This window comes from Endozoicomonas sp. OPT23 (assembly GCF_009653635.1).
In the GTDB taxonomy this organism is placed as follows: Bacteria; Pseudomonadota; Gammaproteobacteria; order Pseudomonadales; family Endozoicomonadaceae; genus Endozoicomonas_A.
This window is the reverse complement of sequence record NZ_PPFD01000003.1, coordinates 697,948-710,802: the sequence shown is the minus strand read 5'-3', so window position 1 is coordinate 710,802 and position 12,855 is coordinate 697,948. Positions and strand designations below refer to the sequence as shown.

Annotated in this window: 15 protein-coding genes; 3 read left to right on the top strand and 12 right to left on the bottom strand. The window is 46.1% G+C overall.

Going from position 1 to position 12,855, the window contains the following annotated elements:
* Nucleotides 1–25: 25 nt before the first annotated feature.
* From EOPP23_RS09075 to EOPP23_RS09050, 6 genes are all read right to left on the bottom strand, one after another.
* Nucleotides 26–1,084: a hypothetical protein gene (locus EOPP23_RS09075; protein ID WP_153765625.1), complete on the bottom strand. Its 1,059-nt coding sequence runs from the start codon at nucleotides 1,082–1,084 to the stop codon at nucleotides 26–28.
* A 77-nt stretch (nucleotides 1,085–1,161) separates the two neighbouring features.
* Nucleotides 1,162–1,911: a hypothetical protein gene (locus tag EOPP23_RS09070; RefSeq protein WP_153765624.1), complete on the bottom strand. Its 750-nt coding sequence runs from the start codon at nucleotides 1,909–1,911 to the stop codon at nucleotides 1,162–1,164.
* A gap of 141 nt (nucleotides 1,912–2,052) precedes the next feature.
* A complete protein-coding gene (locus EOPP23_RS09065; RefSeq protein ID WP_153765623.1) occupies nucleotides 2,053–2,910 on the bottom strand; it encodes a CsgG/HfaB family protein in 858 nt (285 codons plus the stop codon).
* 14 nt (nucleotides 2,911–2,924) lie between these two features.
* Complete coding sequence (locus EOPP23_RS09060) at nucleotides 2,925–3,359, bottom strand: curli assembly protein CsgF (protein WP_153765622.1); 435 nt, start codon at nucleotides 3,357–3,359, stop codon at nucleotides 2,925–2,927.
* Nucleotides 3,356–3,769, bottom strand: coding sequence for a CsgE family curli-type amyloid fiber assembly protein (locus tag EOPP23_RS09055; protein WP_153765621.1), 414 nt, complete (start codon nucleotides 3,767–3,769; stop codon nucleotides 3,356–3,358). Before EOPP23_RS09055 ends, EOPP23_RS09060 begins: the two co-directional genes overlap by 4 nt.
* 17 nt (nucleotides 3,770–3,786) lie before the next feature.
* Nucleotides 3,787–4,446, bottom strand: coding sequence for a LuxR C-terminal-related transcriptional regulator (locus EOPP23_RS09050; protein WP_153765620.1), 660 nt, complete (start codon nucleotides 4,444–4,446; stop codon nucleotides 3,787–3,789).
* 209 nt (nucleotides 4,447–4,655) lie between these two features.
* On the opposite strand from EOPP23_RS09050, the gene EOPP23_RS09045 reads away from it, so the two are divergent.
* Nucleotides 4,656–5,099: a hypothetical protein gene (locus EOPP23_RS09045; protein ID WP_153765619.1), complete on the top strand. Its 444-nt coding sequence runs from the start codon at nucleotides 4,656–4,658 to the stop codon at nucleotides 5,097–5,099.
* Between the two features lie 42 nt (nucleotides 5,100–5,141).
* On the opposite strand, the gene ptsP is transcribed toward EOPP23_RS09045, so the two are convergent.
* Nucleotides 5,142–7,445, bottom strand: coding sequence for a phosphoenolpyruvate--protein phosphotransferase (gene ptsP / locus EOPP23_RS09040; protein ID WP_153765618.1), 2,304 nt, complete (start codon nucleotides 7,443–7,445; stop codon nucleotides 5,142–5,144).
* A 103-nt stretch (nucleotides 7,446–7,548) separates the two neighbouring features.
* Nucleotides 7,549–8,040, bottom strand: a complete 492-nt coding sequence (gene rppH, locus EOPP23_RS09035) for an RNA pyrophosphohydrolase (RefSeq protein ID WP_370514728.1) — start codon at nucleotides 8,038–8,040, stop codon at nucleotides 7,549–7,551.
* 244 nt (nucleotides 8,041–8,284) lie between these two features.
* Between rppH and EOPP23_RS09030 the strand changes: the two genes are divergently transcribed.
* Entirely contained in the window at nucleotides 8,285–8,941 is a 657-nt protein-coding gene (locus tag EOPP23_RS09030; protein WP_370514727.1) for an HAD family hydrolase, read from the top strand.
* Nucleotides 8,942–9,000: 59 nt separating this feature from the next.
* Here the strand turns inward: EOPP23_RS09030 and EOPP23_RS09025 are convergent, their stop codons facing one another.
* Nucleotides 9,001–10,194, bottom strand: coding sequence for a class I SAM-dependent rRNA methyltransferase (locus tag EOPP23_RS09025; protein ID WP_153765617.1), 1,194 nt, complete (start codon nucleotides 10,192–10,194; stop codon nucleotides 9,001–9,003).
* 132 nt (nucleotides 10,195–10,326) lie between these two features.
* A complete protein-coding gene (locus EOPP23_RS09020; protein ID WP_153765616.1) occupies nucleotides 10,327–10,815 on the bottom strand; it encodes a GNAT family N-acetyltransferase in 489 nt (162 codons plus the stop codon).
* A gap of 614 nt (nucleotides 10,816–11,429) precedes the next feature.
* On the opposite strand from EOPP23_RS09020, the gene EOPP23_RS09015 reads away from it, so the two are divergent.
* Entirely contained in the window at nucleotides 11,430–11,762 is a 333-nt protein-coding gene (locus EOPP23_RS09015; RefSeq protein WP_153765615.1) for a hypothetical protein, read from the top strand.
* A 21-nt stretch (nucleotides 11,763–11,783) separates the two neighbouring features.
* Here EOPP23_RS09015 and EOPP23_RS09010 read toward each other — a convergent pair whose 3' ends face one another.
* Nucleotides 11,784–12,422, bottom strand: a complete 639-nt coding sequence (locus EOPP23_RS09010) for an N-acetylmuramoyl-L-alanine amidase (RefSeq protein ID WP_370514726.1) — start codon at nucleotides 12,420–12,422, stop codon at nucleotides 11,784–11,786.
* A gap of 13 nt (nucleotides 12,423–12,435) precedes the next feature.
* On the bottom strand, nucleotides 12,436–12,843 hold the full coding sequence (locus EOPP23_RS21335) for a hypothetical protein (RefSeq protein WP_194842551.1): 408 nt from the start codon (nucleotides 12,841–12,843) through the stop codon (nucleotides 12,436–12,438).
* Nucleotides 12,844–12,855 lie beyond the last annotated feature (12 nt).

Below are 12,855 nucleotides of genomic sequence, written 5' to 3'. Positions count from 1 at the left end.
GGTGAAAAGAACTCCTTTCTACACTTTATTGTTGAATAAAACGTGCAGTGTTGTTTGTGCCATTCTGAGTTGAATAAGCAGAGTCATTTCCGGATTGAGCAAGGTATACAGTGTTGGAAGACTGAACCTGCAGAATTTCTGCGTAGTTATTTGAGCCAGATTGACCTCCATACGGAGTGCCGAAATCAATGCTGCCATCATGAGAGTAACCGCCTTCACCTGCACGGCTGCTGGCGTATATATTGTTGTCATTGCCATATTGGGCACTGAACAGAGAGTTATTATCACCTGCACGCTGGTGGACGTTTATGTAGTTATTACTACCAAACTGTGCTGCAGTCGCGATTGAACCATCTGTTTGATATTGAATCAGTTGAGCCTGGTTGTTGACACCAAAACCCTGTGCAACAGTGATTCTACTGTTATCCGACTGATTTTGTTTAGTGTGGAGTACGTTGGACTGACCACCCTGAACAGCGAATACATTTGAACCGGTTGATCCACCTGATTGCCTCAGGACTGCTGTATTTTCAGTGCCTGCTTGAAATAAGGCCGCTCTAGAGCTGTTGGCATCAGCCTGGTCAATAGTCGCTGTACCACCGAGACCAACCTGAATAACACCAGCGCGGTTGAAGCTGTTTCCTTGAGTCACATTCAGAGTATTATCCTGACCTGCTTGCCGCACCCAGCTTGTGTTGTTCTGGCTGGCACGACCAGGGCCGTCACCCTGTTCAATCGTAGTGCTGTTGGTGCTGCCCTGCTGACGTACGGTTGATTTGTTGTTGAAGTCCTGTATTACAGAAACAGTGGAGTTGCTGGTGCCTGTTTGGGAAATGATGGAGGTGTTTTTACCGTATTGAGTTACAGTGGCAACCGTTCCTGATTGCGCAGATGTTTGCTGGATATCCGAATCATTACTGAAGTAGTACTGATTTGATGTTGCTTGAGCATCGACTGTAGCTGTTTGAGCAATCACAGAGTCATTATTGGAACCCTGCTGGAAAATAGTTGCTTCATCATTTGCATAAGCTGAGCCAGCAGCCAGCAATACAGCTAAAGATAGTGGGGTTAATGTTGCTTTCATCCGTGTACCCTCCGGGGTATTGAGTCTCACTCTTTGTTATTAACCGGGTAATCCCTGCTCCCGATATTTTTTACTGCTTAATTAAATCGATACACTTCCACGTGATCATTACCAATATTCACAAGTGTGGTATTCAGGTTGTAGCCGTCTTGATGGATGCTGGCAGTATTGTTATTACCGGCCTGATAAATAGCTGCGTAGTTATTACCACCAGACTGAGTAATCTGTGCATCGTTGCCATAGCCGTACTGCAGAATCGTGGCGTCGTTCCAGCTGCCTGATTGTGTGACTGTCGCCGTATTGTGGTAGCCGATCTGTTCTACCCAGGCATCGTTGTGAACACTGCCATTATTCTGAACCAGTGTTGCAGTGTTATGACTACCGTATTGGCTCACATAAGCCTGATTCCAGCTGCCGTCTTGCTCAATATCAATAGTGTTGTTTGCATAGAACTGTGTTGCGACAGCGATATTATCTTCACCTGTCTGGGTGACAGATACTGAGTTGGAAAAACCTGCCTGAACGCTCTTTGTCCAATTACCCGTGCCTCGTTGTGTAATCAGGCTCGTGTTACTGTAACCAGATTGCTGGATTATGGCGGTATTTCTCTGACCCCTATGATCTATTGTGGCAGTATTCAGGTTGCCTTGTTGCTGAACTGTGGCGGTCTGGCGAACAGTGCTTTGACGGTAGAAGTCATCAGCAAGCTCGCTGCGAGCAGATAATTCTGAGCTGGGAGCAAGGTCAAAAATTTCAGAGGCAGAAACATTATAAGAAAGTATGAATACTAAACAGAATGTTCGCTTCAACAGCTGTTGAAAAAGCATCGTATTTACCAAGGTATTCCGTTACCAAACAGAATTATGTGTCAAATAACTGACGCTTAAAATAAGTCTATAGAGTGAATATTGATTTAATATTGGTACTTTGGTTTTAAAAGGTAGTAAGTCTTTTAAAACCAAAGGTGTTTATAAAACGACAGGTGATGTTTTATTAAGATATTGTTTCACTACTTCAGATTCAATTTCGTCAGTGTTTTTTAAAGCCCAGCTATTGGTGGTTATTCCTTCAGTAATCAGGTGAATCACAGCTGCTTCAATAGCAGACATCAGGCTTAGCTGAACAGGTTCATTAGTCGTATAACCAGCTTCTGTTTCCAGTAGTTCTTTATAGGCAACGTATTTATAAATACCAGCTTGCACCTCATTAGAGAGTATGGTTTTGGTGACATTGATGCTGTGAAGAATCTGACCGCTGCGAACATCTACAGCTCTGAGATTGATGGTTATCTGATCTACACGATACTTTTCGGAAGTGCCAATGCCGAGGTATTTTAACCCTGCTCCGCCTGTTCGAGTGTTGGTTTCGTAAGCAATAATACCTCCCTCGAGTAATACATTTGCCGGCAAGAGGGCCGCCAACTGGTTAGCATCCTGTCCTTGCTGTTTCATTGTGGCTCTAATGATTTTTCTCTCTGTCAGAAGGTTCTGTAATCCTTCTCGTTCAAGAGGAATAAACCAGCCAGAGTCCCTCAATGCTGTATTCAGCATGGCCGTTGCACCTTGGGTGACCATAGTGGAAAAACTGCTGTTGGGTGCACCTCTGTATTGGCCGGTTTGATCAGTAAAAGAGTAAATAGATGCAACAATTTTACCCTTGGGCTCAGGCAGGCTTATCAAATCTGTATATGTGCTGGTTCTGGGCATCAATGTAGGTGAGTTTTTACCGGGGCCAAATAGGTCGTCTTTCAAGTCTGATGACGCACAGCCGGTGAGTAGAATGGCACTGAGTGTGAATGCCAGTAATTTGAAACTTTGAATGAACATAACAACACTGCCAATTAATTATTATTAGAAAGTTGTATCTGGCTGGTAGCGCCGGTTTCTTTGTCAGTGATAGTAACAATCAGCTGCCCATTATTTTTGTTGATATTTACAGTAAAACCATTGGCATCAAGGGTCTGGTTATTGTCTCCTGAAGTTAGAGACTCTGAAAGCAGGTCGTTTAACAGTTGGCTTTGTAAATTACTCGAGAAACGATCCAGAGCAGACTCCTGCTCAAAGCCAAAATCATCGGAAGGCGCTTTGTGCTTATTGCTAGCGGCAGCATTGTTCAGTAAATAGCCGCCATTGCCAGGATTCCCGCCAAAGCTTGGATTGGTTGGAACATAAACCAGTTCAGTTGCCTGAGCTGCTGATGCAACGGGTAGAAGAACAGCCAGTAAGGCGGCTTTCAAAATAGTTGTGGGTGACAATACAGTCCTTTCCTTTGTCATATTTCATCCTTGTCCATATCCGGATCATACTGAGTGGCTTCAATAATGCGTATGTACTGCAGCTGGTTATTTACGACATTGGCTGCCTGTTCTGCTTTCTGTTTCAGCTGATTTCTGGCTGGCCCAAGCAGAGTTGAAAAAAGAAGCTTACGGTTCCATGTAATTTTTATACGACTGCTTTTGGCTGGGTCCGGGTATTCTTTAATGGCCAGATTAAACTCATCCCGTGGCTCCAGTAATCGCCATGACGTACTGAAAGACTTAAAGAAACGCCTGCCTTGTGGTGTCAGCGTCTGATCAATAAGGATGCCAGTAATGGTAATTTCATTACTGCTTTCAGTCTTTGATGAACTTATGTCAGCTATGCTCATCATAAAGCACAGCAGAATGACTCTTCCTGGTCGCCTCATAACAACTCCGTTTATAACTAGGCGGGAGCCATAGCTGCTTCTGCCAGATGCCTTCTAGCCCACTCAATAGCTTCAATACGGTTTCGGACGTTTAACTTTCTGTAGAGGTTGTAGAGGTGTGTCTTGATGGTATTTTCACTAAGGTGGAGCTGGTCGGCAATTTCATGATTGGTCGCACCTGTTTTTGCCAGAGACAGGATCTGCTTTTCCCTGCGGGTCAGTCGTAAGCCAGAGTCGCATAGCTGAATGGATGATTCTGATTGTGCAGGCGCTTTGCTGATCAGAGCTTCTACCAAAGCTGTTGGCAAGTAGTAGTCACCAGCGATGAGGGAGTTAATGCCTCTCACAAGTGTTTCAACGCTATCGGTGTCGAGAAATAACCCTTTAAGACCGGGGTGTTCCAGAAAAATATCTCTTCCGGGTAGTTTTGAAACGTTGAGAAGAGCGATAACAGGAGCAGGTATCTTTCCGCTCATGGACACCAGAAAAGTATGAAGCTTGTCTGTAAGCTCAGGTGTGTCGAGAAGGATAATGGCATTCTGACATTCAGTGCTGCGAGAAAATGAAGGCAGTGTCGTTTGCTGAATATGAAAAAATTCAGAAAGAAGTGAAACCAGCGCTGAATTTTGCACGGTTTTCTGTTCACACAGTAGAAATATTTTTTTTGACGGTTCCATAACGCACTCCTTGCTAACGTAACCGGTCTTTATTTTTATATTATCTCATCCTGAGATTTGCTTCACAATTTAAGCATAAAGTGTGAAGCCTTTACCAACATTAAACGGACTATTGTTCAATATCTGTTTCTAGGCACAAATGCAATTGAGTAGCTAATCTGTTCAAACCCATCGCTGATGGCAGAAAAATCTGGAACCGGAGTTTGAATATGAAGGCTAAAAATATTTTAAAAATACTCTTGTTATCCGGAGTTTTATTATCTGCGCTTCCAGTTATGGCGGAAGTAACTGGCATGATATATAAGCCGGAATGGCTGGCCGTAGGCAGTACCAAAGTCATACCTACCAGTGAGTCTGCAACAATTAAACTCAAAGCAGATTTAAAAGACAGAGTGTTCAGGAAAGTTCGCCTGAAAGTTGCAGATGGTAGTTTGAAAGTTAAAGAAGTAAAAATCTATATGAGTGATGGCCATGTACTGAAATCGGGCATTCAAAAAGTGATTAAGAATGGCATGGCCACCAGAGAACTTATAATTCCAGACCATAGACGTTCAATAAAAAAGATTGTCGTTCTTTTTAAAGCACCTATGACGCAAAGTGTGATGATTTCAGCTATAGGTCAGGAACTGATAGAAGAGTATCCCGAATCTTGAAGATAAGTAGTTTTGAAAGAAGAGTTGTTGTAAGGAGTAGAACTATTCGCCGGTTTCCTGACTGCTCTTGAAACGTTTGCTCTTGATACCCAGTACCTTGCCAAGGCCATCGCGGCAGAGAGCCAGCTCAAGAGAGCTACGAATCACCATTGCGTTATCCAGCTTGATGACCTCAGCCAGTATTTCTTTCGCTCTCGCCATAGTGATTTTGCGGAGAGCCCATTTAACCTTCAGCAGGTTGGTGGCACTCATGGAGAGCATATCAAAACCCATAGCCATCAAAATTACCGCTGCAACAGGGTCACCGGCCATTTCACCACAGATACCAATGGTTTTACCTTCACGGTGGCTGTCATCAACCACTTTTTGAAGTGCCTGCAGAACAGCTGGGTGGAATGAGTGGTACAGGCCCGCAACTCGAGGATTATTACGGTCAACGGCTAACAGGTATTGAGTCAGGTCGTTTGAACCTATGGAAAGGAAATCAACACGTTTGGCGAGTTCTCTGACCTGATAAACCGCAGCAGGTACTTCGATCATAACGCCTACTGGCGGCATCATTACCGGTAAACCTTCAGACAAGACTTCCGCATGAGCTCTGTGGATAAGATGCAGTGCTTCCTCAACCTCAAAGACATTGGTAATCATCGGTAGCATGATGCGCAGGTTATCCAGCCCGACACTGGCTTTCAGCATCGCCCTGACCTGTACCAGAAATATCTCCGGATGATCCAGGGTCACTCGAATACCACGCCAGCCAAGGAATGGATTATCTTCCTTGATTGGGAAGTAACTCAGTGATTTGTCACCGCCAATATCGAGGGTTCGCATGGTTACCGGTCTGGGAGCAAAAGCTTCCAGTTGTTGACGGTAGATTTTTTCCTGTTCCGATTCGCTGGGGAAACGCTCCCTGAGCATAAAGGGAACTTCGGTTCGATAGAGACCAACACCTTCTGCGCCACGATCCAGCGAACGCACCGTGTCGGTCATCAGTCCGGTATTAACCCAGAGCGGTACACGGAAGTGGTCTGGTGTTACGCAGGCCAAATCGCTGATAGCTTCCAGCCCTTTGGTAAATTCCTGTTCTTCCTCAACAACCACTTGGTAGTGCTCAAGCAGTTCTTTGGAAGGAGATACATAGGCAATACCCAGATTGCCATCAACTATCATCGGTTTGCCGGTCAGCTTGTGATAAGGCAGCTCTACAACGCCCATTACTGTAGGAATGCCCAAGGCTCTGGCAAGAATAGCGGCGTGAGAGTTACTGGAGCCCCTGACCGAAACCAGGCCTGCCAGCTTGTTATGGGGAACATCCGCCAGCATGCTGGCGGTCAGTTCTTCACTGACCAGAACCGTGTTGTCCGGATATTCGATATTGTCCTGTTCGTCCTGTTGCAGACTGGCCAGGACTCTGCGACCAAGGTCTTTTACATCAACGGCTCTTTCACGCAGATAGGCATCGTCCATCAGCTCGAAATTCTGAACGTGTTCCTGAATCACCTGGCGCAACGCTCCAGGGGCCCAGTGACCTTCATGAATGCGTGAACGGATTTCCTGACCTAAAGCATTGTCGTCCAGCATTCGCAGATAAACGTCAAACAACGCACGTTCTTCTTCAGGAAGACGTCCCGCCAATTTCGCAGCGGTGCTGCGCATGTCTTCACGAACAGCCTCCAGAGCTTTGTCCAGTGCTACCAGCTCTTTATCCAGATCTTTATAGTCGCGGTCAGGAACAACGCTCAAATCTGCTGCCGGAGCCAGGACAACAGCTTCACCTATGGAGACACCTGTTGCGCCTGGTGATCCCTGAAAGCGTGCTGTTTTGGTGATAGAGCTGGGACTGATGCTGGTAACATGTAGAGAGCCAGTGGCTTCAGCATGGGCAATTACGCCTGCCAGCTGAGCCGACATGGTCACCAGGAAAGCTTCTTCGTGTTCGTCAAAGCGGCGGCGTTCCTGTTGCTGAACAACCAGCACACCAAGAATCATTCGATGGTGAATAATTGGCACACCAAGGAAGGCGTGAAATTTTTCTTCACCGGTTTCACGAATGTAGTGGAATTTGGGGTGAGAAGCGGCTTCTTCGAGGTTTATGGGTTCCTCGCGTTGACCGACCTGACCAATAAGGCCTTCACTCTGGGAGAGCTTGGCAACGCCAATGGCTGTTTTGTTCAGCCCTTCGGTTGCCATCAGTGTGTAAGTAGAGTTTTCAGAATCGAACAGATAGACCGAACAGACTTCCGTCCGCATGGCTTCCCTGACTTTTTGAACAATAATATCCAGCGCAGCCTGCAAATCAGAGGCGGCACTGACTTCCTGAACTATTGTTCGTAGCGTATTCAACATAGTTTATTCAACATATGTGTTATCAACTTGGTTGAATCAATTCCGGCTGCCGGTTGCTGCTGTCAGTCAACAGGCGGCTAAACACTCATTGCTGTTTCAGGGCTCAGGGGTTATCTGCCTGCAGGCGACCAATTCTTGGTGCCAGCTCACGCAAGGCCCTGCGATATACTTCCCTTTTAAATGACACTACCTGACCCAGAGGGTACCAGTAGCTAACCCATCGCCAGCCATCAAACTCCGGCGACCCTGTATGATCCATACTAACCCGATCTTCATCGCTCATCAGCTGTAGCAGAAACCATTTCTGTTTCTGACCGATGCAGAGAGGATACTGATCTTTTCGAACCAGTCTTCTGGGTAAACGATAACGCAACCAGCCACGGGTGCATGCCAGAATTTTCACATCTTCCGGCTGGAGTCCGATCTCCTCATACAGCTCGCGATACATGGCTTCTTCAGGGCTCTCATCATCGTTGATGCCACCCTGTGGAAACTGCCATGCCTCCTGTCTGATGCGCCGCGCCCAGAGTACCTGTCCGTGTTGATTAGCGAGGATTATGCCCACATTGGGTCTGAATCCATCTGTATCAATCACGCGTGCGGCTACCTTAAATTAATTCTTGTTTGCATTGTTTCATAAACGGCAACAGCACAGCAAACAAGATGCCACTTTTGTTGATTTGGAAGACGGTTTTTATAGATTGGCTATAAATCTTGCTTTAATAACTGCTCTAGAAGACTTTCAGAATTGGTATTTATGTTCAAACCAGTGTCGAACCTGTCTAGAATGACCGCCTGATAAAACCAATAATTTTCGTCGTCAGTCTAGGAGAGGTTTTGTGGCTCTGGCAATTTTCGATCTCGATAATACCCTGATCGCAGGTGACAGTGATTACCTGTGGGGGCAGTTCATGGTTGATGAAGGAATGGTGGACGCCGACTTTTTCCGTGAAGGGAACGACCGCTTCTATCAACAGTACGAAGCGGGAACCATGGTGTTGTCTGAGTATCTGGCGTTCGCTCTCGAACCTTTGACCAAATACACCCTGTCCGAACTGGCTGAAAAACATAACAAGTTTATGGCACAAGTTATTGAGCCCATCATGCTGGATAAAGCCAAAGCGCTGTTGAAAAAGCATCGTGATCAGGGTGACTATCTGCTCATCATCACTGCGACCAGTCGCTTTGTGACAGAGCCGATTGCAAAGAAGCTGGGTGTAGATTCCATGCTGGCCGTTGAACTGGAAATAGACGGTGATCGTTACACTGGCAAATCAGTGGGCACACCGACGTATCAGGAAGGCAAGGTGACTCGTTTGAACGAGTGGCTGGCAGAGAACCCTGAGCACTCAATGGCAGGCAGCTATTTCTACAGTGATTCCAGAAACGATATTCCACTGTTAAAAGAGGCAGAACATTCTTTTGCCGTGGATGCTGATCCTGAGTTGACTGCATTTGCTAAAGAACAGGGTTGGCCTGTTATCAGCCTGCGTTAAAACAACAGTAACTGGAAAGCCAGTTCCCACGCTAAATATGAGAACTGGCTTGTCTGCACTTATACTCGAGTTACACGAGCAATAATTGCCTTGATGTACGATGTTTCGGGAATAGCCGGAAGAATCGGATGATCCGGTCCCTGATGACCCTGTTCAATAATCTGCAGGTTGCGGTCAATGTGACGGCTTCCTGAGCGCAGAACATCAAACAGCACTTCGTTTTGAAGATGCATGGAACAGGAGCAAGACACCAGAATGCCATCTTTTTCCAGTAGTCGCATGGCCAGTTCATTGATTCGACGGTAAGCCTGTTCGCCAGCCTTGGTGTCTTTACGTTTTTTGATAAACGCTGGTGGATCAACGATCACCACATCAAATTTCTGACCTTCATCACGCAGGCCTTTCAGGGCAGCAAAAGCGTCACCATGAATTGTACCGACCTTCTCGGCAACACCATTCAGTTCAGCATTGTCGTGTACCCATTCGGTAGCCTGTTCTGAAGCATCTACACAGATGACTTCTTCAGCACCAAAGGCTGCACACTGAACGCCCCAGCCACCAACGTAACTGAATACATCCAGAACACGCTTGCCTTTAACATAGTGACGCAGGCGGTCACGGTTCAGGCGGTGGTCGTAGAACCAGCCAGTCTTCTGGCCTTTCATTACCGGAGCCAGGAACTTAACGCCGTTCTCTTCCAGCTCAACACGGTCCGGCACTTCACCGTAAGCCACTTCAACGTATTCGGGCAGGCTTTCAAGACGACGGCCTGTGCCATCGTTTTTCAACAGAATGCCTTTTGGATTCAGCACTTTAACCAGAGCTTCAACGATTTCATCCTTTACCGCTTCCATGCCGGCAGTGGACATCTGGGCAACCAGAACATCATTGAAACGATCAACCACCAAACCAGGCAGACCATCACTGTCGCCAAACACCAGACGGTAGCATTTGGAATCGTACAAGGCTTCGCGCAGGCTGAGAGCCACCTTGATACGGTGAACCAGTAGAGACTTGTCCAGAACATACTTGCTGTCACGGCTGACCAGACGGCCACAAATCAAGCTGTTAGGGTTGATATAGCCTGAGCCCAGAGGTTTACCTTCGGCGCTCTCTATCTGAATCAGTTCACCGACTTCAAAAGACTTCAGAGGAGAGGCTTTTGTGTCTACCTCATTACTGTAAATCCACAAGTGGCCAGCTTTCAGGCGACGATCAGCGCGCTTGTTCAGGCGCAGGGTTTTTAGTGTCATAGGAAGGTGTGTCCAGAAGTCTAAGACGAGTACTGGCGCGGATTATAGTTTTATGGGGAGTATTGAACCAGCTTTAGCGAGGCTGTCGTGAGAAAGGTACCTCGCTATCACGGTTCATTCTTTAATGCGGGGTCAGGCAATCTTGTCCAGCAGCTCTTCCTGGTTGCTCTCTTGAAGAAGAGAACGACCCATAATGGTCTTGTTCACACCGGTCATGCCGTCGGTGAATTCGCGTTGCATTGTGTAGCCGCGTTTTTCGAAGAAACGGATGGTTTCTTTATCAATACATTCAACAGTCAGTTCAGGGTAGCGCTTGGCCAGACGGCGCTCAGCTTCAGCCAGTAATTCTTTACCTGTGCCCTGCTGACGGAACTCTTCATTTACCCAGATAACATCGATATGGTTCTTTGTTTTTGCAACCAGACCAGCCAGCTTGTCATCCTGCCAGGCGACCAGCATGCAGGGCCAGTTGCCACGCACATACTTTTCGACATCATCGCCTTCAGACCAGGGCATAACTCGATCGGGATCAATCATATTATCGTAGGCTTTCAACAAGGATTCCCGGCAAAGTGTTGCAATGGAACCCATGTCAATTTCTTGCGCTTTTCTAATAATCATACTGCTTACCTACTCTTTTTCTTTTGAAATACGGCCATGCAAATAATTTGATTACTGTGGCGGTATTTGTCGTTCTTTAAGAAACTCTTCTCATCACGCATCAATGATAAAAAATGAGTTCCTCCGTGTTTGGTTTTAAGTGTGTAGACACACGTAGTCGAATATCCCGTTATTTACTCGCCGCAGGCGGATAAATGAAGAATGAATTCGTACGTCTGCTTACTCTTGGAGTACAGCAAATACAGGCATATGAAACAGAGTTCATCATCTGTGTAACTGTGGGGACTTTTAGTAACTGTCTTTTTACTACGAATTTGCCGTGTCAGATATCGTGAGATACCGGCAAGTCGCTTCGTGATTGGCTAACAGAGGTACAGGAACAGGTGAATAATACTTGCAGGTCTTACCACAATAGAATCGTTATTCGGTGTGTGATTCTGTAAATCCGGTGTTTTGCACAGAAAAATCGACAACAGTCTGCCAATTCTCATCCTCAAGACAGGATTAATCAACCCTGAGACACCAGAATTACCAATATCTGCGTGTCAGCTACGAATAGTCGCAGAACGGGGATGCCATTACCCTGCGCTCTATCAATAAATGAGGTGAGAGTAATGACGACACATCTTCAGGACAGTTTCCTAGAGAATCTGGCAGAAATGTTATTCGGCTTTCATGACCTTGAAGATATGGATCAGTTAAGAGGTCTGGTTGAAGCAGCTCATAAAGGTACTGCTGCCGGTGCTAATTACTTTGTTGAGAATACCGGTAAATCATTGCAACCTGCTGACCTTAAAGATCACCTGCGTTGCTTCCCTCTGGCTCAGGCTATGGTGGCAATGATTCGTCATTACGAATTAAACAAAGACATTGATACCTTGAAGGTTGTTCTCGAAGCATTGCTTGATGGCCTTGAAGAAGCGGATGAGAGAGAAATACTTCACTGATATTTCTGGATTCACTGGCTGTTAGGTCGCTCTGCTAGAACGCTCTTCAGTGAACTGACTGAGCTTTTTCCAGAATGCTGACCTTTCCTCTTCTGTCTCGGGAGCTTTGCCGGCCTGTTCAAGCAGTTGCTGTTGGAGTTCCTTTGAACAGATTGAGTGTCTGGCTGGGTACATCTGGTTGGGACAGACATGCTGATAAAAACGATGCCAGTCAAAACAGATGCCCGGATCTGCCTTACCTCTAAAGCCTGCTATCTGCTCATGGCCCAGAATACGTTCAGGGTCATTTAAAGCAGGATAAAGTGCCTGCAATTGTTGAACGATTTCAAACAGGGAGTCGTATTGAGCATCGGTATAAGGGAAGATATTGCCGTTGTAATTCACTAGCTCGATGCCAATCGCAAAGTCATTAAAAGCTTCTCGCTCGTGCCATCGACTGACTCCCGCATGCCATGCTCTGTGCGCCTTACCTTGCAGGCAATCGACCAGTTCATGAGCAGTACCATCAACATCAATCACCAGATGAGCCGAGACACCGCCTTCTGTTGTGAAAATCTGCAAAGTTTCCTGAAGGTCTACAGCCGTATAGTGAAGTACAAGGTATTCCACAGGAATTTCTATGTGATCACAGTTCGGGCTGGAAATACGCTTAATATTCACGGCTTTGATCTCCTTAATCTCCAGAGAGCTTCTTTATTTCCTGATTGTCGATATTGATAGAGTAGAGTTCGTTGCGCTCATTAATAACAAAGAGCTTTCGGGAACCGGAATCAAGTGACAGTTGTTTTATAAACACATCCTGAACGTCGCCTTCCAGCTTTGAGTCTCTTTCAGGTTGATAAACCAATTCGCCCCAAAGTCGATGCCCTGTCATTGTATCTCTGGCTTCCAGATAGCCACCATTCTGACCGGTACCGTTTTGCCACCCCATATGAATGACCTGATACTGTATATTTTCAAAAAACACACTGGCGACTTTTTCGGGGGCAAGCCTTTTGGATAAAACCGGAGTCGCTGCTATCAATAAAGAAAGTAGCAGCAGTATAGTTTTGAAATTGAATTCTTTTACTGTTTGGGTCATACACTTGTACCG

Bases quoted from the DNA above. Each gene is read 5' to 3' on its own strand.
- EOPP23_RS09075 (WP_153765625.1), bottom strand. From the start codon at position 1,084: ATGAAAGCAACATTAACCCCACTATCTTTAGCTGTATTGCTGGCTGCT.
- EOPP23_RS09070 (WP_153765624.1), bottom strand. From the start codon at position 1,911: ATGCTTTTTCAACAGCTGTTGAAGCGAACATTCTGTTTAGTATTCATA.
- EOPP23_RS09065 (WP_153765623.1), bottom strand. From the start codon at position 2,910: ATGTTCATTCAAAGTTTCAAATTACTGGCATTCACACTCAGTGCCATT.
- EOPP23_RS09060 (WP_153765622.1), bottom strand. From the start codon at position 3,359: ATGACAAAGGAAAGGACTGTATTGTCACCCACAACTATTTTGAAAGCC.
- EOPP23_RS09055 (WP_153765621.1), bottom strand. From the start codon at position 3,769: ATGAGGCGACCAGGAAGAGTCATTCTGCTGTGCTTTATGATGAGCATA.
- EOPP23_RS09050 (WP_153765620.1), bottom strand. From the start codon at position 4,446: ATGGAACCGTCAAAAAAAATATTTCTACTGTGTGAACAGAAAACCGTG.
- EOPP23_RS09045 (WP_153765619.1), top strand. From the start codon at position 4,656: ATGAAGGCTAAAAATATTTTAAAAATACTCTTGTTATCCGGAGTTTTA.
- ptsP (WP_153765618.1), bottom strand. From the start codon at position 7,445: ATGTTGAATACGCTACGAACAATAGTTCAGGAAGTCAGTGCCGCCTCT.
- EOPP23_RS09025 (WP_153765617.1), bottom strand. From the start codon at position 10,194: ATGACACTAAAAACCCTGCGCCTGAACAAGCGCGCTGATCGTCGCCTG.
- EOPP23_RS09020 (WP_153765616.1), bottom strand. From the start codon at position 10,815: ATGATTATTAGAAAAGCGCAAGAAATTGACATGGGTTCCATTGCAACA.
- EOPP23_RS09015 (WP_153765615.1), top strand. From the start codon at position 11,430: ATGACGACACATCTTCAGGACAGTTTCCTAGAGAATCTGGCAGAAATG.
- EOPP23_RS21335 (WP_194842551.1), bottom strand. From the start codon at position 12,843: ATGACCCAAACAGTAAAAGAATTCAATTTCAAAACTATACTGCTGCTA.